The 17409-nt window shown below is 71.9% G+C and carries 18 protein-coding genes; 9 read left to right on the top strand and 9 right to left on the bottom strand.

Translation table 11 applies throughout. The annotated features are described in order from the left end of the window. The first annotated feature begins 19 nt into the window (after positions 1–19). A complete protein-coding gene (locus ACZ6W9_RS20830; protein ID WP_362938899.1) occupies positions 20–226 on the top strand; it encodes a DUF397 domain-containing protein in 207 nt (68 codons plus the stop codon). Continuing rightward, positions 129–686: a DUF397 domain-containing protein gene (locus ACZ6W9_RS20825; protein WP_470119133.1), complete on the top strand. Its 558-nt coding sequence runs from the start codon at positions 129–131 to the stop codon at positions 684–686. The genes ACZ6W9_RS20830 and ACZ6W9_RS20825 overlap by 98 nt, the downstream gene beginning before the upstream one ends. Before the next feature lie 154 nt (positions 687–840). Here the strand turns inward: ACZ6W9_RS20825 and ACZ6W9_RS20820 are convergent, their stop codons facing one another. After that, complete coding sequence (locus ACZ6W9_RS20820) at positions 841–1260, bottom strand: Fur family transcriptional regulator (RefSeq protein WP_470119131.1); 420 nt, start codon at positions 1258–1260, stop codon at positions 841–843. A gap of 127 nt (positions 1261–1387) precedes the next feature. Between ACZ6W9_RS20820 and ACZ6W9_RS20815 the strand changes: the two genes are divergently transcribed. Both ACZ6W9_RS20815 and ACZ6W9_RS20810 read left to right on the top strand, forming a co-directional pair. Further along, positions 1388–2500: a CapA family protein gene (locus ACZ6W9_RS20815; protein WP_362938890.1), complete on the top strand. Its 1113-nt coding sequence runs from the start codon at positions 1388–1390 to the stop codon at positions 2498–2500. 170 nt (positions 2501–2670) lie between these two features. After that, complete coding sequence (locus ACZ6W9_RS20810; RefSeq protein WP_389966585.1) at positions 2671–3318, top strand: TetR/AcrR family transcriptional regulator; 648 nt, start codon at positions 2671–2673, stop codon at positions 3316–3318. Positions 3319–3459: 141 nt separating this feature from the next. Here ACZ6W9_RS20810 and ACZ6W9_RS20805 read toward each other — a convergent pair whose 3' ends face one another. Continuing rightward, entirely contained in the window at positions 3460–3942 is a 483-nt protein-coding gene (locus ACZ6W9_RS20805; RefSeq protein ID WP_389966582.1) for a hypothetical protein, read from the bottom strand. Positions 3943–4112: 170 nt separating this feature from the next. Between ACZ6W9_RS20805 and ACZ6W9_RS20800 the strand changes: the two genes are divergently transcribed. Then, the gene (locus ACZ6W9_RS20800; RefSeq protein WP_362938882.1) at positions 4113–4649 is read left to right on the top strand and encodes a hypothetical protein; all 537 of its coding nucleotides are present in this window, start codon (positions 4113–4115) and stop codon (positions 4647–4649) included. A 96-nt stretch (positions 4650–4745) separates the two neighbouring features. Here the strand turns inward: ACZ6W9_RS20800 and ACZ6W9_RS20795 are convergent, their stop codons facing one another. From ACZ6W9_RS20795 to ACZ6W9_RS20765, 7 genes are all read right to left on the bottom strand, one after another. Further along, positions 4746–5852 carry a hypothetical protein gene (locus ACZ6W9_RS20795; protein ID WP_470119128.1) on the bottom strand — a complete coding sequence of 369 codons (1107 nt, stop codon included), beginning with the start codon at positions 5850–5852 and terminating at the stop codon, positions 4746–4748. Positions 5853–5974: 122 nt separating this feature from the next. Further along, on the bottom strand, positions 5975–8560 hold the full coding sequence (gene clpB / locus ACZ6W9_RS20790; RefSeq protein WP_389966575.1) for an ATP-dependent chaperone ClpB: 2586 nt from the start codon (positions 8558–8560) through the stop codon (positions 5975–5977). Between the two features lie 87 nt (positions 8561–8647). Next, on the bottom strand, positions 8648–8995 hold the full coding sequence (locus ACZ6W9_RS20785; protein ID WP_362938873.1) for a heat shock protein transcriptional repressor HspR: 348 nt from the start codon (positions 8993–8995) through the stop codon (positions 8648–8650). Positions 8996–8997: 2 nt separating this feature from the next. Continuing rightward, on the bottom strand, positions 8998–10182 hold the full coding sequence (gene dnaJ, locus ACZ6W9_RS20780) for a molecular chaperone DnaJ (RefSeq protein ID WP_362938870.1): 1185 nt from the start codon (positions 10180–10182) through the stop codon (positions 8998–9000). A 36-nt stretch (positions 10183–10218) separates the two neighbouring features. Continuing rightward, the gene (gene grpE / locus ACZ6W9_RS20775; RefSeq protein WP_389966568.1) at positions 10219–10863 is read right to left on the bottom strand and encodes a nucleotide exchange factor GrpE; all 645 of its coding nucleotides are present in this window, start codon (positions 10861–10863) and stop codon (positions 10219–10221) included. Between the two features lie 28 nt (positions 10864–10891). After that, a complete protein-coding gene (dnaK, locus tag ACZ6W9_RS20770) occupies positions 10892–12763 on the bottom strand; it encodes a molecular chaperone DnaK (RefSeq protein WP_470119124.1) in 1872 nt (623 codons plus the stop codon). A 220-nt stretch (positions 12764–12983) separates the two neighbouring features. Then, positions 12984–13487: a hypothetical protein gene (locus tag ACZ6W9_RS20765; protein WP_389966562.1), complete on the bottom strand. Its 504-nt coding sequence runs from the start codon at positions 13485–13487 to the stop codon at positions 12984–12986. Positions 13488–13675: 188 nt separating this feature from the next. Here ACZ6W9_RS20765 and proC point away from each other — a divergent pair, with 188 nt between their 5' ends. From proC to ACZ6W9_RS20745, 4 genes are all read left to right on the top strand, one after another. Beyond that, the gene (gene proC, locus ACZ6W9_RS20760; RefSeq protein WP_389966559.1) at positions 13676–14470 is read left to right on the top strand and encodes a pyrroline-5-carboxylate reductase; all 795 of its coding nucleotides are present in this window, start codon (positions 13676–13678) and stop codon (positions 14468–14470) included. A gap of 386 nt (positions 14471–14856) precedes the next feature. Continuing rightward, positions 14857–16020: an acetoin utilization protein AcuC gene (locus ACZ6W9_RS20755; protein WP_470119122.1), complete on the top strand. Its 1164-nt coding sequence runs from the start codon at positions 14857–14859 to the stop codon at positions 16018–16020. 20 nt (positions 16021–16040) lie between these two features. Beyond that, positions 16041–16877 (top strand): phosphatase, encoded by an 837-nt coding sequence (locus ACZ6W9_RS20750; RefSeq protein WP_389967129.1) that lies wholly within the window; start codon positions 16041–16043, stop codon positions 16875–16877. Positions 16878–17199: 322 nt separating this feature from the next. Beyond that, entirely contained in the window at positions 17200–17403 is a 204-nt protein-coding gene (locus ACZ6W9_RS20745; RefSeq protein ID WP_179820581.1) for a helix-turn-helix domain-containing protein, read from the top strand. The last annotated feature ends 6 nt before the right edge of the window (positions 17404–17409 follow it).

Genomic DNA, 17409 nt, shown 5'->3' with positions numbered 1-17409 from the left:
GCCATCGGAAAGAACGAATATGGATGCGACAGATTTCGGCGCCGCGGCATGGAGGAAAAGCCGGAGGAGCGCTGTGAACGGCAACTGCGTCGAGGTGGCGCCGTTGGACGGGGGGCGCGTCGGCGTCCGTGACAGCAAGGACAGGTCGGGGCCTGTCCTCGTCTTCACCCCTGACGAGTGGGACGCGTTCGTCGGGGGGGTCAAGGACGGGGAGTTCGACCTCTAGCGAAGTCCGAAGCCGGTCCCGCTTCGGCGGGACCGGTCCCGGTGCCCGGAGGCCGGGGGCCGGGGGCCGCCTCACGCGATCACCCCGGATCACCCTGCCCGCGGGCGGGGCCGGGGAACGGAGGATCGGGGGGACGGAGCCGGAGCCGGCATCACGCGCCGTGCTCCCCGTCACGCCGCCGACGCCTTGCACGTTCTCGCGCGCGTGCTCATCCTTGAAGTCCTCGTGGTGTTCCCGGAGAAGGGGTTGGGTTTTGTCGCAGATCGACCTTTCAGCGGTGGCGTGGCGAAAGAGCCGGCAGAGCACTGTCAACGGGAACTGCGTGGAGATCGCACGTCTCCCGGGGCGGAGCGTCGGGGTCAGGGACAGCAAGGACCCCGAGGGCCCCGTGCTCGTCTTCGGCCGGACGGAATGGGACGCCTTCGTTCACGGGGTGAAAGGCGGGCGGTTCGACCTCTGAGGCCGTACGGGACGGCGGTGCGGGACGGCGGTGCTGGGCGGCCGGGCGAGGCGGCTGGGCGAGGCGGCCACTGGACGGCGGCCCGTCGGAGGCGCCGTCGGCACGCGGTCCGTACGTCACGCGCAGGGGGATACCGCCTCGCCCGCCCGCGGGCTCATCGGGCCTCAACGGGACGGCAGGCGGGGCACACGCCCCAGTAGATGACGTCCGCCTCGTTCACCAGGTATCCGGCGTCGGAGACGGGGGCCATGCACGGGGCGTGCCCGACGGCGCAGCCGACATCGGTGACCCTTCCGCACTCCCGGCAGACGAGATGGTGGTGGTTGTCGCCCACCCGCGTCTCGTACCGGGCGGGGCCGCCGGGAGGCTCGATCCTCCGCAGGAGCCCGCCGCGCTGCATGGAGTGCAGGGAGTCGTAGACGGCCTGCAGGGAGACCTGGCCGACCCGCTCCCGTACGCCCCGGTGGATGGCGTCCACGTCGAGGTGGTCGCCGTCCCGCACGGTCTGCATGATCGCCAGGCGGGCCGCGGTCACCCGCAGTCCAGCCCGTCGAAGCCGGTCCCTGTCGTCCACGCGGCACACGCTGTGCCCTAAAACCGGAATCATTCAAATATTTGAGCCATGCAAGTTTTGAGGAGATGACACTCCATCGGCCGGGTTGTGCCGGATATGGCCTCTGGGGTGGCATCCTCGGATACCGATGGACATCTACCTCCCCCGCCGACTCGGGGCGGTCGCCGCCCTCGCCGCCGCCGCCGTGCTCTCCACGGCCTGTACGGCGGCGCAGTCGGCGTCCCCGGAACCCGCATCGACGCCGGACGTCGCGGAGAAGCCCGCCTCCTCGGCCCCGCCCAAGCCCGAACGCCGGCCGTACACCATCTCCTTCGGCGGTGACGTGCACTTCGAGGGGGTGCTGCGGTCCCGGCTGAACGCGAACCCGCAGACCGCGCTCGGCCCGATCGCCAAGGTGCTCAGCCGGTCCGACGTCGCGATGGTCAACCTGGAGACCGCGATCACCACCGGCGGCACCCCCGCTCCGGGCAAGCAGTTCACCTTCCGCGCCCCCGCCTCGGCGCTGACCGCGCTGAAGGCCGCAGGGGTGGACGTCGCCTCCATGGCCAACAACCACGGCATGGACTACATGGAGAGCGGCCTCACCGACTCGCTGGCCGCGATCCGGCGCGCCAGGTTCCCCGTGGTGGGCGTCGGCGCGACCGAGGCCCAGGCGTACAAGCCCTGGCGGACGACCGTGAACGGCAACCGGATCGCCGTCATCGGCGCCACCCAGGTGATGGACGCCGAGTTCATCCAGCCCTGGACCGCGCTCGGCGCCAAGGGCGGCCTGGCCTCGGCCAAGCGGGAGGACCGGCTGATCCAGGAGGTGCGCAGGGCGCGCCGTACCTCCGACACGGTGATCGTCCACCTCCACTGGGGCACCGAGCTGCAGAAGTGCCCCAACGAGGCCCAGCGTTCCCTGGCGCCCAAGCTGGTCGCGGCCGGGGCCGACGTGATCGTCGGCGGCCACGCGCACATCCTGCTCGGCGGGGGCTACCTGAAGAACGCCTACGTCAACTACGGCATGGGCAACTTCGTCTTCTACAACTGGGGTCCCCAGACCGGCCGGACCGGCGTGCTCACGCTGACGATCCAGGGGCGCAAGGTTCTGAAGGACCAGTGGACCCCGGCCACGATCCAGGGCGGCGTCCCCGTCCCGCTCACCGGCCCCGCCCGGCAGCAGGCACTGACCGACTGGAAGGGGCTGCGCGGCTGCGCGGGCCTGTCCGCCCGGCCCGGCCCCGCCACCGAGAGCTGACCGTACGGCGAGCCGGCCGTACGGAGCGCCCGCCGCGTGCGCCGTGGCAGGCGCGGCAGGCGCGGAGGTCCGAGGGTCCGGAGGCCCGTCGTGTCGCGGGCCGGCCGCGGAAATCCGGTGATTGGCCGATACGGCCTGACCGGGCGGTGACGGAGGGGCAAGATGGGGGGATGTCCATCCTGCCTGCCGAGGAGCCCGGCGAGGCTCCGCTGCGCCGCCGGCCCGCCCAGCGGAGGAGCGCGCGACGTGTCGAGAGGATGCTCGACGCCTGTGCCGACCTGCTCGACGAAGTCGGTTACGAGGCGTTGACCACCACCCGCATCGCGGAGCGCGCCGGGGTCGCGATCGGTTCGATCTACCAGTTCTTCCCCGACAAACGGGCCATCGCCCAGGCGGTGACCCGGCGTCACGTGGAGGGTTTCATCTCCCGCATCGGCCGGCGCTTCCTGTCGGAGGAGTACGCCTGCTGGTGGGACGCCGTCGACGCGATCATCGACGAGTACGTCGAGATGCACCGGACCGTCCCGGGGTTCCGCTCCCTGCGGTTCGGCGACGTGGTCGACCTCAACCTGCTGGATCCCGCGTCGGACAACAACGCGGTGATCGCGGGCCGGCTGCGCGGTCTCCTCCTCCAGGAGTACGGCATGGCCGACAGCGAGGAGCTCGACCTGGCCATCCTGATCGGGGTCGAGGCGGGGGACGCGGTGCTCAAACTGGCCTTCCGGCGCGACCCCGCCGGTGACCCGAAGATCGTGGCCGAGGCCAAGAGCCTGATCCGGGGTTACCTCAACCGCCAGTTCGCGGGGGCCTCGGCCTGAGCGGCCGGTCCTGGCGCCTCCGCCCGGAGGCCCACGCGATCCGCCGCCCACGTCCGGGGTCCGCGCGATCCGCCGTCCGCGTCCCGGGTCCGGCCGATCCCGGCGTGCCCGCCCGGAGGTCCGCGCGATCCGCCGCGCGTCTCACGAGGGTGGCCGGTCCGGGCGCACCTGCCCGGGTACGGCGGCGCGCTCCCGGTCCCGCCGTCCGCCGTGCCCGCGTTCGCGCGTCGCCGGCCTGCGCCGTACCTCGCCGTGCCTGCCGCCGGACCTCGCCGCGGACCCGGAGAACGCCCGGCCGGGGACGACCCCGGGCGGTACGGCCACCGGGTCCAGGGCCTCGACCGGCGCCGGGATGAGTCCGGCGCTCATCGGCGCGCCCCTCCGGCGGGGCTGCGGCTGGGCCATGACGGGGCAGGGGGCCGGCGCGGCGAGCGTCCGCAGCCACGACTCCTGGCGGGCCGGGGTGATGAGCCGCTCCTCGCGCAGCCGGTTCTCCAGCGCCATGAGCCTGCGGTGGGCCTGTTCGACCGCGTCGATCCTCGCGGAGAGGTATCCGGCGGACCCCGGGACGATCACCGAGAGGCCGAGCAGGAACGTCAGCGTGAAGGCGGTCTGCTTGGACATGCCCATCGCAGCTCCTTCGGACGAGGTCGCCTCTCGGGCCGGGATCGCCTGGCATATGCCCGATTTCCTCCAGAAACACGCAGACTGTAATTAATAATGCACAGAGGGTGGCATAACAAATACCTGCCGTTGTGCGGGCGAAGTCGAGCGTCGCTCGGTACTCTCGCGATGTGGCGTATGTGACACACGGGCAACTGCACCGGCTGCTTGAACAGGCACTTCTGGCCGACGATCACGAGAATCTCGCCCGGCGCCTGGAGGCGCTGGCCGAGGACGACGTGTCCGGGGACGTCTCGCGGGCGGCGATCCTCGTGCTCGCCGGCGAGGAATGGCGGCAGGCCGGTCAGCCCGCCCACGCCCTCGACTGTTTCCAGCGGGCCGTGGACGACGGCGGCGAGGTGGGCGCCGACCCCCGCGCGGGGATCGCCGACACCCTCTTCGAGCTCGAACGGCCCGACGAGGCGCGCGAGGTGATCGAGGCGATCCGGCTCGGCGGCTGCACCCCGGCCACCGCGCTCACCGTCGCCGAGACCCTCGTCGCCTACGGCGACCTGCGGGAGGCCCACGTCTGGGCCACCGACGGGGCCCGGCAGGCGGCGGAGGGCAGCGGCGAGCACGCCGCGCTGCTGCGCACCCGCTATCGGATCCGGGTGGACCTCGGTCTGCCCGAGGACGACCTCGACGCGCTGCTGGACGCCTCCCGCTGACGCGAGAAGGGCCGCGACCCGCTTACGGGTCGCGGCCCTTCTCCGGGCGGCCGGGCATGGCTCCTACCGGAGTCTTCCGGCGGCCGGGCATGGCTCCTACCCGAGCTGGACGCCTCCGCCGAGGACGGTCTCCTCCGCGGTGGAGGCGTCGCCGTCCTCCCCGGAGACCCGGGTCTCGTCGTCGTCCGCCGCGGGCGTCTCCGCCGTCGTGGTGACCTCCCGCTCGACGAGCGTGACCTCCCGCTCGACCACTGCGGGCAGCTCGCCGACCGGGGTCGCGGCGTCCCCGGCCGAGGCCGGGAGCGACTCCCCGGTGCCGGTGCCCGCCTGCGCGCCGGGCAGCCCCGCGCCGGCGGACGGCGCGTCAGCGGACGGCGCGCCGGCGGTCCCGGCCTGGTCGGCGGCGCCGGTCGTGCCGGCGCCCGTGGAGACCGGCGGCGCCGGCCGCACCGGAACCGGAGCCCGGTCGAAGCGGGTGTCCGGGGTGGACGGCAGGCCGGGCAGGTCGGGCGCGGCGGGCAGCGGCCCGGCGGCCAGGTGCTCCACGACATGCTCCGCGGCTGCGGTCGTCCCCGCCGCGGTCTCCGCGGTCTGTGCGGTCGCCGTCGTCTCCGTGACCCCTGCGGCCGCCGCATCCGGCCGCACGGACAGGCCCGCGCCCCCCGCGACGCCCGCGGTGTCGGTGAAGCCGGCCACACCCGACGCCTGCGACAGGCCCGGCAGGCCGGCGATCCGTGCGATCCGCTCCGCGCTCATCGGCGCGGCCCCGGCCTGTCCGCCGAAGACCACCGGGACGCCCGTCGGGACGAACACCGGGACGCCCGACGGGATGACCGCCACCCGCGTGCCGGCCGTGTCCTGACAGCCGGCCACGGCCGTTCCGGCGGTCCCGGCCGTCCCGGGCGCCGCCACCGCGACCCCGGCCGCCGGGGACGTCTCCGGCCCGGTCGCCGCGATCCCGGTCACCCGGGTCCCCTCCGGTGCGGTCGCCGTGACCCCGGCGACCCCGGCCGTGCCCGTGGGCGTCTCAGCCCCTCCAGGCCCCTCGGGCCCGTACGCCGCCGAGCCGTGGCAGGCCGCGGCCGAGGCCGGGACCGCCCCGAGCCAGGACACACCGGCTGGAGAGGTCGACAGCCACGTCACGCCGGCCGTGAGCGTCGCCACCGCGAGGATGCCCTGGATCTTCCGTGATGGGTTCATCATGCACGTCCCCCTGTCGTTCGTTCTCGTGCCGGACGAGTGCCGAACGTATCCAGCGGGGGCCGCACCCGGGGCGGGCTTCACCCAACGGTGGTGAAGCCCTTACCGTCGCCGGGCAACGGTGGTCATGCCCTTACCGTCGGCGAGACCGTCAGGGCGTCGTTGCCCTCGGCCACGTCCACCGTGACCTCGTCGCCGTCCTGGACCTTCCCGGCCAGAACCTCCCTGGCGAGCTTGTCGCCGATCGCGGTCTGCACCAGGCGGCGGAGCGGGCGGGCGCCGTACAGCGGGTCGTAGCCGGTGAGCGCCAGCCAGTCGCGCGCCGCGGGGGTCACGTTCAGCGCGATCCGCCGGTCGGCGAGCCGCTTGGCCAGATGCGCCACCTGGAGGTCCACGATCTTCGACAGCTCCTCCATGCCGAGCGCGTCGAACATGATCACGTCGTCGAGCCGGTTGAGGAACTCCGGCTTGAACGCGCCCCGGACCGCGTCCATCACGGCCTTGCGCTGGGTCTCCCGGTCCAGCTTCGGGTCCACGAGGAACTGCGAGCCCATGTTGGAGGTGAGGATCAGGATCGCGTTGCGGAAGTCGACCGTCCGGCCCTGGCCGTCGGTGAGCCGTCCGTCGTCGAGCACCTGCAGCAGGATGTCGAAGACCTCCGGGTGGGCCTTCTCGACCTCGTCCAGCAGCACCACGGTGTACGGCCTGCGCCGCACGGCCTCGGTGAGCTGGCCGCCCTCCTCGTAGCCGACGTAGCCGGGCGGGGCGCCGACGAGCCGCGCCACGCTGTGCTTCTCGCCGTACTCGCTCATGTCGATGCGGACCATCGCCCGCTCGTCGTCGAACAGGAAGTCGGCCAGCGACTTGGCCAGCTCCGTCTTGCCGACGCCGGTGGGGCCGAGGAACAGGAAGCTGCCGGTCGGCCGGTCGGGGTCGGAGATGCCCGCGCGGGCCCGCCGTACGGCGTCGGAGACGGCCTGGACGGCCTCGCCCTGGCCGATGAGCCGCCTGCCCAGCTCGTCCTCCATCCGGAGCAGCTTGGCGGTCTCGCCCTCCAGCAGCCGGCCGGCGGGGATGCCGGTCCAGGAGGAGATGACCTGGGCGATGTCGTCCGGCCCGACCTCCTCCTTGACCATGGCGCTCTCCGGCTGGGCGGCCGCGCTGGCCTCGGCGAGCTCGGCCTCCAGCCTGGGCACCTCGGCGTACATCAGCCGGGAGGCGGCCTCGAAGTCGCCGTCGCGCTGCGCCCGCTCGGCCGCGCCGCGGGTCTCGTCGAGCTGCTTCTTCAGGTCGCCGACGCGGTTCAGGCCGGCCTTCTCCCGCTCCCAGCGGCCGACCAGGGCGTTGAGCTCCTCCTGACGGTCGGCCAGCTCCTTGCGGAGCCGCTCCAGCCGCTGGAGGCTGCTCTCGTCGGTCTCCTTGGCGAGGGCCAGCTCCTCCATCTTCATCCGGTCGACGTTCCGCTGGAGCTGGTCGATCTCCACCGGGCGGGAGTCGATCTCCATGCGGAGCCGGGAGGCGGCCTCGTCCACCAGGTCGATCGCCTTGTCCGGCAGGAACCGGGAGGTGATGTAGCGGTCGGACAGCGCGGCGGCGGCCACCAGCGCGCCGTCGGAGATCTGCACCTGGTGGTGCGCCTCGTAGCGGCCCTTGAGCCCGCGCAGGATCGCGATGGTGTCCTCGACGGTGGGCTCGCCGACGTACACCTGCTGGAAGCGCCGCTCCAGCGCGGGGTCCTTCTCGATGCGCTCGCGGTACTCGTCCAGCGTGGTGGCGCCGATCATCCGCAGCTCGCCGCGTGCCAGCATCGGCTTGAGCATGTTGCCCGCGTCCATGGCGCCCTCGGCCGCGCCCGCGCCGACCATGGTGTGCAGCTCGTCGATGAAGGTGACGATCTGGCCGTCGCTCTCCTTGATCTCGCTCAGCACGGCCTTGAGGCGCTCCTCGAACTCGCCGCGGTACTTCGCGCCGGCGACCATCGCGCCCAGGTCGAGGGAGACCAGGCGCTTGTCGCGCAGGCTGGAGGGCACGTCGCCGGCGACGATGCGCTGCGCCAGGCCCTCCACCACGGCGGTCTTGCCGACGCCGGGCTCGCCGATGAGCACCGGGTTGTTCTTGGTCCGGCGACTGAGAACCTGCACGACCCGGCGGATCTCCGAGTCGCGGCCGATCACCGGGTCGAGCTTGCCGGCCCTGGCCCGCTCGGTCAGGTCGACGCCGTACTTCTCCAGCGCCTGGTAGGTGTCCTCGGGCGTCTCGCTGGTCACCCGGGCGTGCCCGCGGACCTTCTCGAACGCCTCCAGCAGCGCGTTCGGGGTGGCGCCGCGCGACTTCAGCAGCTCGGCGACCGGCCCGCCGTCCGTGGCGAGGCCGACCAGCAGGTGCTCGGTCGAGACGTACTCGTCCTCCAGCCGGCGCGCCCGCTGGGCCGCGGTGTTCAGCACGGTCAGCAGCTGCCGGGAGCTCGACGGGGCGCTGACCGTGGCGCCCTGCGCCTTCGGCAGGGCCGCGAGCTGCTTCTCGGCCTCGGTGCGAAGCTGCTTCCAGTCGGCGCCGACCGCCTCCAGCAGCGGTACGGCGGTGCCGCCGGTCTGGGAGAGCAGCGCGGTGAACAGATGGGCCGGGGCGACCTCCGGGTTGCCCTCGGCGGCGGCGCGCCTGATGGCGGCGGAGACCGCCTCCTGACTCTTCTGCGTGAGCTTGTAATCCATGGCTATCGCCCAACTCCGTTCAGGCGTTCTGTACCGCGCCGGGGCACGGCGCGGCGAAAGATCCCCCCGGCCCTCGTTCGTGGAGTGTCAGGCGGGTGGCAACTGGTATCGGATCAGCGCGCGGATCATGGTCGTCTCGGCGCGGAGGCGGTGGTTCTCCTCGCGCAGCCGCATCGCCTCGTTCTCGAGCGCCAGTATCCGCTTTATGCCCGCGAGGTTGATGCCCTCCTCCTGGGAGAGCCGCTGGACCTCGCGGAGCATGATGATGTCGCGGGTGGAGTACAGGCGGCCGCGGCCGGCCGTACGGCCCGGACTGACCAGGCCGAGACGGTCGTACTGCCGCAGGGTCTGCGGGTGCAGGCCCGACAGCTGGGCGGCCACCGAGATGACGTAGACGGGGGTGTCGTCCGACAGATCGAAGTAGTTGGCTTCCATGGCTACTCGCTTCTGGCCTGTTGGATCAGCTCGGCCCGCGGGTCGCCTCCCGTGGTGGCGTCGCGGAACTCCTCCAGTGCGCCCCTGGCCTTGTCCTCCAGGTGCTGGGGCACCAGGACCTCGACCGTGGCGAGCAGGTCGCCCTTGGTGCCGTCCTTGCGGGTCACGCCCCGGCCCCGCACCCGGAAGGTCCGGCCGTTGGGGGTGCCCTCGGGGATGCGCAGCGTCACCGGCATCCCCTTGAGGATGGGCACCTTGATCTCCGCGCCGAGTGCGGCCTCGGTGAAGGTGACCGGGACGGTGACCGTGAGGTTCTCGCCGGTCCGGCCGAAGACCGCGTGCGGCTTGACGTGGACCTGGACGTACAGGTCGCCGGCCGGGCCGCCGTTCTCGCCGGGGGCGCCCTTGGCCTTGATCTTGATGCGCTGGCCGTCGGCCACCCCGGCGGGGATGCGCGCCTGGATCGTGCGGGTGCTCTTGCCCCGGCCGCTGCCCTCGCACACCGGGCACGGGTCGTCCACCAGCAGGCCGCGGCCCTTGCAGTCGCGGCACGGCTCGGAGAAGGCGAAGTTGCCGAGGTTGCGGCTGGCCGCGCCGGTGCCCTCGCAGGTCGGGCAGACCCGCGGGGTGGTCCCGGCCTTGGCGCCGGTGCCGCCGCACGCCGTACAGGCGGAGGAGCTGGTCAGCCGGAGCGACACGGTGGTGCCCTGGACGGCCTCGGTGAACGAGAGCGTGACCTCGGACTCGACGTCCTGGCCGCGCCGTGCCCTGGTGGTGGTCCCGCCGGTCCGGGGGGCGGTGCCGCCCCGGTTGAACAGACCCCCGAACAGGTCGCCGATGCGCTCCCCGGTGCCCTGCTGGGTGCCGCCGAACAGGTCACCCAGGTCGAAGGCGAAGCCGCCACCACCGCGGGAGGCCCCCCCGCCCCCCGGGTAACCGCCGAGACCCGATCCGAACAGCGCCCGCGCCTCGTCGTACTCCTTGCGGCGCTTGGTGTCGGACAGGACGTCGTAGGCCTCGGAGACGTTCTTGAACTTCTCCTCGGTCTCCGTCTTGCCCTGGTTGGCGTCCGGGTGGTACTGCCTGGCCAGCTTCCGGTACGCCTTCTTGATCTCTTCGGCGGTGGCGGTCTTCGGCACACCAAGGACGGCGTAGTAGTCCTTCTCCAGGTAGTCCTTGGTGCTCATCGCTTTCCTTCTCGATCAAAGGGAATGGGGGTGTGTTCAGTTGTCGCCCGCGCCGGCCGCGTCGCCGGAGGAGGGCTCCTCGGGCTCGGCGACCGCGACCCGGGCGGGCCGCAGCACGCGCTCACCGATCCGGTAGCCCGGCTGCAGGATCTCCACGCAGGTCGGCTCGGCCACGTCGGGTGAGTAGCTGTGCATCAGCGCCTCGTGCACCGTCGGGTCGAACGGGTCGCCCTTGACGCCGAAGGCGCTCAGTCCCAGCTTCCCCGCGACCGCCTCCAGCGACTCGCTCACCTTGGCGAAGCCGCCGGTGAGCTCCCCGTGGTCGCGGGCCCGGCCGATGTCGTCGAGGACCGGCAGCAGCTCGGACAGCACGCCGGCCACCGCCTGCTCCTTGACCATGGCCCGGTCGCGGTCGACCCGCTTGCGGTAGTTGGAGTATTCGGCCTGGAGACGCTGGAGGTCGGCGGTGCGCTCGCCGAGCTGGACGGCCAGCTCGGCCGAGGCCAGGCCGTCGGCCGCGGCGGAGGCGGCCTGTCCGGCTCCACCCGCCTCCCCCGCCTGTGCCGCCCGCTCGGCCTGCTCACGCTCGGCCTGGCCGCGTGCCTCTCCGGTCTCCGGATCGATCTTGCGGTTGTCGCGGATCACCGGCTCCTCCCCGGAACCGTTCTCACGCGTGTTCACGCTCGCGCTCCCCTCGGATCACGGTCCGTCACTTCGCGCCGTTGTCGCGCTTGGGCTCTTCGTCCACGATCTCGGCCTCGACCACGTCCTCGTCGGCCTTCTGGCCGGACGCGTCCCCGGCACCGGCGGCGGCGCCGGCCGCCTCGGAGCCCTGCGACTGGGCGTAGATGGCCGAGCCCATCTTCTGGCTGACCGTGGCGAGCTTCTCGGCGGCGGTCCGGATCACGGCCGTGTCGGTGCCCTCCAGGGCCTTCTTCAGCTCGGCGACGGAGTCGGTGACCTCGGTCTTGACGTCGTCCGGGACCTTGTCGGAGTTCTCGCTGAGGAACTTCTCGGTCTGGTAGACGAGCGAGTCCGCGTTGTTGCGGGTCTCGGCCTCCTCGCGGCGCCGCTTGTCCTCCTCGGCGTAGGAGTCGGCCTCGCGCATCATGCGCTCGATGTCGTCCTTCGGCAGCGCGGAGCCGCCGGTGATCGTCATCGTCTGCTCCTTGCCGGTGCCGAGGTCCTTGGCGGAGACGTTCACGATGCCGTTGGCGTCGATGTCGAAGGTGACCTCGATCTGCGGGATGCCGCGCGGCGCCGGGGCGATGCCGGTCAGCTCGAAGGTGGCCAGCTTCTTGTTGTACGCCGCGATCTCACGCTCGCCCTGGTACACCTGGATCTGCACCGACGGCTGGTTGTCCTCGGCCGTGGTGAAGACCTCGGAGCGCTTGGTCGGGATCGTGGTGTTGCGCTCGATGATCTTGGTGAAGATGCCGCCCTTGGTCTCGATGCCCAGCGACAGCGGGGTCACGTCGAGCAGCAGGACGTCCTTGACCTCACCCTTGAGCACACCGGCCTGCAGGGCGGCGCCGATGGCGACGACCTCGTCCGGGTTCACGCCCTTGTTGGGCTCCTTGCCGCCGGTCAGCTCCTTGACGAGCTCGGTGACGGCGGGCATGCGGGTCGAGCCGCCGACGAGCACGACGTGCGCGATGTCCGCGACCTTGATGCCGGCGTCCTTGATCACCTGGTGGAACGGGCCCTTGCAGCGCTCGAGCAGGTCGGCGGTGAGCCGCTGGAACTCGGCGCGGGTGAGCTTCTCGTCCAGGTGCAGCGGGCCCTCGGCGGAGGCCGTGATGTAGGGCAGGTTGATGCTGGTCTCGGACTGGCTGGACAGCTCGATCTTGGCCTTCTCCGCCGCCTCACGCAGACGCTGGAGGGCCATCTTGTCCTTGGACAGGTCGACGCCGTGGGCGTTCTTGAACCGGTTGACCAGCTCGTCCACGACGCGCTGGTCCCAGTCGTCGCCACCGAGGTGGTTGTCGCCGCTGGTGGCCTTGACCTCGACGAAGCCGTGGCCGTCCTCCTGGCCGACGTCGAGCAGGGACACGTCGAAGGTGCCGCCGCCGAGGTCGAAGACCAGGATCGTCTGGTCCTGGTCCTTGTCGAGGCCGTAGGCGAGCGCCGCGGCCGTCGGCTCGTTGATGATGCGCAGGACGTTCAGGCCCGCGATCTGCCCGGCCTCCTTGGTGGCCTGGCGCTGGGCGTCGTTGAAGTAGGCCGGAACGGTGATCACGGCGTCGGCGATCTTCTCGCCCAGGTAGGCCTCGGCGTCCTGCTTGAGCTTCTGCAGGACGAAGGCGCTGATCTGCTGGGGGGAGAACTTCTTGCCGTCGATCTCCTGGTTCCAGTCGGTGCCGATCTCGCGCTTGACCGAGCGGATCGTCCGGTCCACGTTGGTGACGGCCTGCCGCTTGGCGACCTCGCCGACGAGGACCTCGCCGTTCTTCGCGAAGGCGACCACGGACGGCGTGGTCCGAGAGCCCTGAGCGTTGGCGATGACGGTGGGCTCACCGCCCTCGAGGATCGAGACGACGGAGTTGGTCGTCCCCAGGTCGATACCTACCGCACGTGCCATGAGTACGTCCTTGTAGTCAAAGTTGAGTCTGTCGGACTCATACTGGGGTCTCGAGTGACGTTTGTCAAACGACTTGAGTCTACGTCGCTCAACCTTTCGGCGCGTGAAAGCATTCCCGATCTCCGGGGAACAACGGGCGGTCCGTCACCCGGACATGGCGTAGCCACCGATCCACCCGCCAAACATCGAGCGGGAAGATCGGTGGCTGGATTCCGTGGGGTCAGCGCGCCCCGTCGATGACCTTGCGCTTGCCCAGGGGGGCCTTGAGCTTGACGGTCGTCACCTTCTTGACGGCGATGTCGATGCAGGCGACGTTCTGCTTCCTGCTGCTCGGGCCCTCCCAGAGCGTGACGGTCACCCGCCGGGACGTCTCCTTGACGCTCACCCGGTCGAGGACGGAGCAGGGCTCCACCCCCGACCACCAGACGACCCGCAGGCTCCGGCCGTCCTTGGACGGCTTGGCCGTGAGCCACCTGGCCTTGCGGGGATTGACGGTGTGGCCCTCGGGCCTCACCGGCATGGGCGTGCCGTGCGTGGGCTCCGTACGGGGTGCCACGGGCGGCAGGGTGTGCGAGACCGGCTGAGAGGGGCCGGTGACCGTTCCGGCGCCGTGCCCCGCCGGGGCGTTCGCGGTGACGGAGGCCGCGGTGTCACCCTGCTCGACGCCGCAGGCCGCGGCGAGCAACAGGCTGCCGGCCAGGAGAGAGGTCGTGATCGTCCGCATACCCCTACAACGTCCCGGCCGCCGGACCGGTTCACGGAGACCGTTCATCCCGCCACGCCGCTCCGCGGGCGGCCCTCCCCGGGGAGGACGCTCCGGTCGGGTCGCACGCCGCCCGGTGCCATGCGGGCGGACCCCTTAGGCTGGGGATTCACTTCCCCCGATGGTCCTCTCACGCTAGGTGCGCCGAAATGATCGCGATTCTGGGAACCGGCAAGATGGGCGAGGCCCTGCTGTCCGGGCTGATCCGGGCCGGGGCCGGGCCGGACGAGGTGCTGGTCACCGCGCGCCGCGCCGAGCGCGCCGCGGACCTCAGGGAGCGGTACGGCGTGCAGGTGGTCTCCAACGCCGAGGCCGCCAAGTCCGCCGACACGCTCATCCTCGCGGTCAAGCCCCAGGACATGGCCGCCCTGCTGACGGAGATCGCCCCGCATGTCCCGGGCGACCGCCTGGTGGTCACGGCGGCGGCGGGCATCACCACCTCCTTCGTGGAGTCCCGGCTGGGCGGCGAGATCCCGGTGGTCCGGGTGATGTCCAACACGCCGGTGCTGGTGGACGAGGCGATGAGCGTGATCTCGGCGGGCTCCCACGCCTCCGAGAGGCACCTGGAGCTCACCGAGAACCTGCTGCGGCCGGTCGGCAAGGTGCTGCGCATCCCGGAGTCGCAGCAGGACGCCGCGACCGCGCTGTCCGGCAGCGGCCCGGCCTACTTCTTCTATCTCGTCGAGGCCATGGTCGACGCGGGCATCCTGCTCGGCATGCCCCGCGCCGCGGCCCTCGACATGGTCACGCAGTCGATCGTCGGCGCGGCCATCATGCTGCGAGACTCCGGGGAGCACCCGGTGATCCTGCGCGAGGCGGTCACCTCCCCGGGCGGCACCACCATCTCGGCCATCGCCGAGCTGGAGCGCCACAGCGTCCGGGCGGCCTTCCTGGCGGCCATCGAGGCCGCCCGCGACCGCAGCCGCCAGCTCGCCGCCGGCTGACCGGCGCCCCGCAATACCCGACGGCCCGCCGTACCCGCCCGCCTGCCGACCGGGCGCCGGCTGACCGGCGGCCCGCCGTATCCGCCCGTCCGTGTGCCGCCGTACGGCCCGCGTTCGCGCCGCGGCCTCGTGGCGGCCGGGGTGTGGGGCGAATAAATATGGATATTTCGCTTAGATGAAAAGCGTTCGCTCCTCCGGAGCATCCGTACCGGTCCCCGCCCGCCGGGGTGCGGTAGCGTCGGCCGGAGCGGGGGCACCCCGGGGATGCGCGGCGTCGCCGCGCCCGGCGGGGGAGAACCCGTGAGCGAGCAGCCCGTGAGCGAGAGCGGAGGGCGGCCCGGGGAGCGCGGCGGTCCGCGCACCAGGCCGGCGAAGGAGGAGGACCCGTGAGCCGTTCCGTGCGGGTCGTCTGGGACGACGCCCTCACCTCCTACGACTTCGGTCCGGGGCACCCGCTCGCTCCCGTGCGGGTCGAGCTGACCATGGCCCTGGCGCGGGAGTTGGGCGTGCTGGACGCGGTCGAGGTGACCGGCTGCGCACCCGCCACCGACGACGAGCTGGCGCTGGTCCACACGCGCGACTACATCGAGGCCGTCAGGCGGGTGTCCGCGACCGGACGGCCCGACCTGTTCCACGGGCTCGGCACCGAGGACAACCCGGCCTTCACCGGGGTGCACGAGGCGTCCGCGCTGATCACCGGCGCCAGCCTGGCCGCCGCCCGCGCGGTCTGGACGGGCGAGGCCGAGCACGCGGTGAACGTGGCGGGGGGCCTGCACCACGCGATGCCCTCCGCCGCGAGCGGGTTCTGCGTGTACAACGACCCGGCGGTGGCCATCGCCTGGCTGCTCGATCAGGGTGCGGCGAGGGTCGCCTACGTCGACGTGGACGTCCACCACGGCGACGGCGTCCAGGCGGCGTTCTACGACGACCCCAGGGTCCTGACCGTCAGCCTGCACGAGAGCCCGAAGACCCTCTTCCCCGGCACGGGCTTTCCCGGGGAGACCGGGGCGGAGGGCACGGCGGTCAACGTGGCGCTGCCGGCGGGCTGCGGCGACGGCGGCTGGCTGCGGGCCTTCCACGCGGTGGTCCCGCCGCTGCTGAGGGAGTTCGCCCCCGAGATCCTGGTCACCCAGCACGGCTGCGACAGCCACGCGCTGGACCCGCTGGCCCACCTGATGCTCAGCCTGGACGGCCAGCGCGCCGCCTACGCCGCGCTGCACGAGCTGGCCCACGAGACCGCGGGCGGGCGCTGGGTCGTCACCGGGGGAGGGGGCTACGAGCTGGTGCAGGTCGTGCCCCGGGCCTGGACGCACCTGCTGGCCGAGGTCGCGGGCCGGCCGCTCGACCCGGCCACCGCCACCCCGCCGGAGTGGCGCAGGGTCACCAAGGAGCGGACGGGTCAGACGGCGCCGCTGACGCTGACCGACGGCAGGAAGCCGGAGTTCGCCGACTTCTCCGCCGGATACGACCCGGCGGATCCGATCGACCGGGCCGTCATGGCCACCAGGAAGGCCGTCTTCCCCCTCCACGGGCTGGACCCCCTCCCGTGACCCGGCCGGACCCGTCCGCGATCTCACCGGGCCCTTCCACGGCCCGGCCGGGCCCCTCCGCGTCCCCGCCGGACCGCGAGGCCCTCCGCGACCACCTCGTCCGCACCCGGATCGCCGGTGACGTGGCGACCAGCCGGGAGAACAACCTCGACCACTACCGGTCGCTGGCCAACCGCGACCCCTACCACCTGTTCGGGCTCACCCTGCGGGGCCGCTGGTCCTACCGGGACGTGCTGGAGCTGATGGCCTCCTCCGCCGGGGTGGTGGCCGACCCGGGGCACCGGGAGGGCCAGGACACCATCGACCCCGACCTGACGATCGCCGCGGTGGAGGCGATGGGCGACACGATCGCCGGGGTGCTGCGCCGCGGCGCCCCGCGGGTCCTGATGGCCACGGGCCATCCCACGGGCCTGCTCACCGTCCACCTCGCCCTGGCCAGGCTGCTGCGCCGGCACGGCGCGGTCATGATGAGCCCGGCCGAGGGCTGGTCCTACTGGGGCTCCGGGTACGGCCGCAAGCGCAAGATCAGGTACATGGACGACGTGGCCATGCTGGACGACCGGGGCGCCTTCGTGCACACCCACGACCCGGCCCCGATGGAGGCCATGCTCGATGGGATCACCGGGCCCGGGGACGGCCGGCCGGACCTGGTGATCGCCGACCACGGCTGGGCCGGCGCGGCGGGTGAGGCGGGCCTCCTCACGGTCGGGTTCGCCGACAGCAACGACCCCGCGCTCTTCGTCGGGGAGGCGGAAGGCAAGATCGCTGTCACCGTGCCGCTCGATGACAACGTGCTACCGAGACATTACGATCCGCTTACGAAGTATCTGGTCGAGAGGGTCGTGCGGGCCCTGTGAGGCGTGGGGGGCGTCGTTGCGGACGTCCCTATACCGGCTTTTCGCGCCTGCATTCCGCCCGCCTCGCCGACCGTTTGTCAACTTTTTGGAGATTGTGGGCGACTCTAATAGGAGACAGTTGGTCCGTTCCAAGATCTAGGCGAGGGGCACGGTCCGGCTGCTGGCCAGCGAGTTTCTCCGTTTCGCTGACGTGGGACTGCGGGGGCTGACAAAATAGGGGGTTTGCGCACTCCGAGTCCCGACTTACGCTGACGGCAGTACACGTGCGTGAGCGATGGCACCAGTGGGGATAACCCGGAAACACGTGCGGAAGAGGCGTCCGATGGCTGCAGGCGAAAGACCTCTCAGTGAGGTGAAGTTCCTGACCGTGGCCGAGGTGGCCACCGTCATGAGGGTGTCCAAGATGACCGTTTACCGACTCGTGCATTCGGGCGAGCTGCCGGCCATCCGGGTCGGCCGATCCTTCCGGGTGCCGGAGCAGGCGGTTCACGACTATCTGAGGGACGCCTACATCGAGGCGGGTTGAAGCGGT

This window comes from Streptosporangium sp. NPDC053982 (assembly GCF_055585205.1).
Note: the sequence above shows the minus strand (reverse complement) of the source record. Positions and strands in the feature narration are given on the sequence as shown.

Excerpts from the sequence above, each read along its gene's own strand:
- ACZ6W9_RS20795 (WP_470119128.1), bottom strand. The coding sequence starts at position 5,852 with ATGATGAACCCATCACGGAAGATCCAGGGCATCCTCGCGGTGGCGACG.
- clpB (WP_389966575.1), bottom strand. The coding sequence starts at position 8,560 with ATGGATTACAAGCTCACGCAGAAGAGTCAGGAGGCGGTCTCCGCCGCC.
- dnaJ (WP_362938870.1), bottom strand. The coding sequence starts at position 10,182 with ATGAGCACCAAGGACTACCTGGAGAAGGACTACTACGCCGTCCTTGGT.
- ACZ6W9_RS20805 (WP_389966582.1), bottom strand. The coding sequence starts at position 3,942 with ATGTCCAAGCAGACCGCCTTCACGCTGACGTTCCTGCTCGGCCTCTCG.
- ACZ6W9_RS20785 (WP_362938873.1), bottom strand. The coding sequence starts at position 8,995 with ATGGAAGCCAACTACTTCGATCTGTCGGACGACACCCCCGTCTACGTC.
- ACZ6W9_RS20765 (WP_389966562.1), bottom strand. The coding sequence starts at position 13,487 with ATGCGGACGATCACGACCTCTCTCCTGGCCGGCAGCCTGTTGCTCGCC.
- ACZ6W9_RS20830 (WP_362938899.1), top strand. The coding sequence starts at position 20 with ATGGATGCGACAGATTTCGGCGCCGCGGCATGGAGGAAAAGCCGGAGG.
- ACZ6W9_RS20815 (WP_362938890.1), top strand. The coding sequence starts at position 1,388 with ATGGACATCTACCTCCCCCGCCGACTCGGGGCGGTCGCCGCCCTCGCC.
- dnaK (WP_470119124.1), bottom strand. The coding sequence starts at position 12,763 with ATGGCACGTGCGGTAGGTATCGACCTGGGGACGACCAACTCCGTCGTC.
- proC (WP_389966559.1), top strand. The coding sequence starts at position 13,676 with ATGATCGCGATTCTGGGAACCGGCAAGATGGGCGAGGCCCTGCTGTCC.
- ACZ6W9_RS20810 (WP_389966585.1), top strand. The coding sequence starts at position 2,671 with ATGTCCATCCTGCCTGCCGAGGAGCCCGGCGAGGCTCCGCTGCGCCGC.
- ACZ6W9_RS20745 (WP_179820581.1), top strand. The coding sequence starts at position 17,200 with ATGGCTGCAGGCGAAAGACCTCTCAGTGAGGTGAAGTTCCTGACCGTG.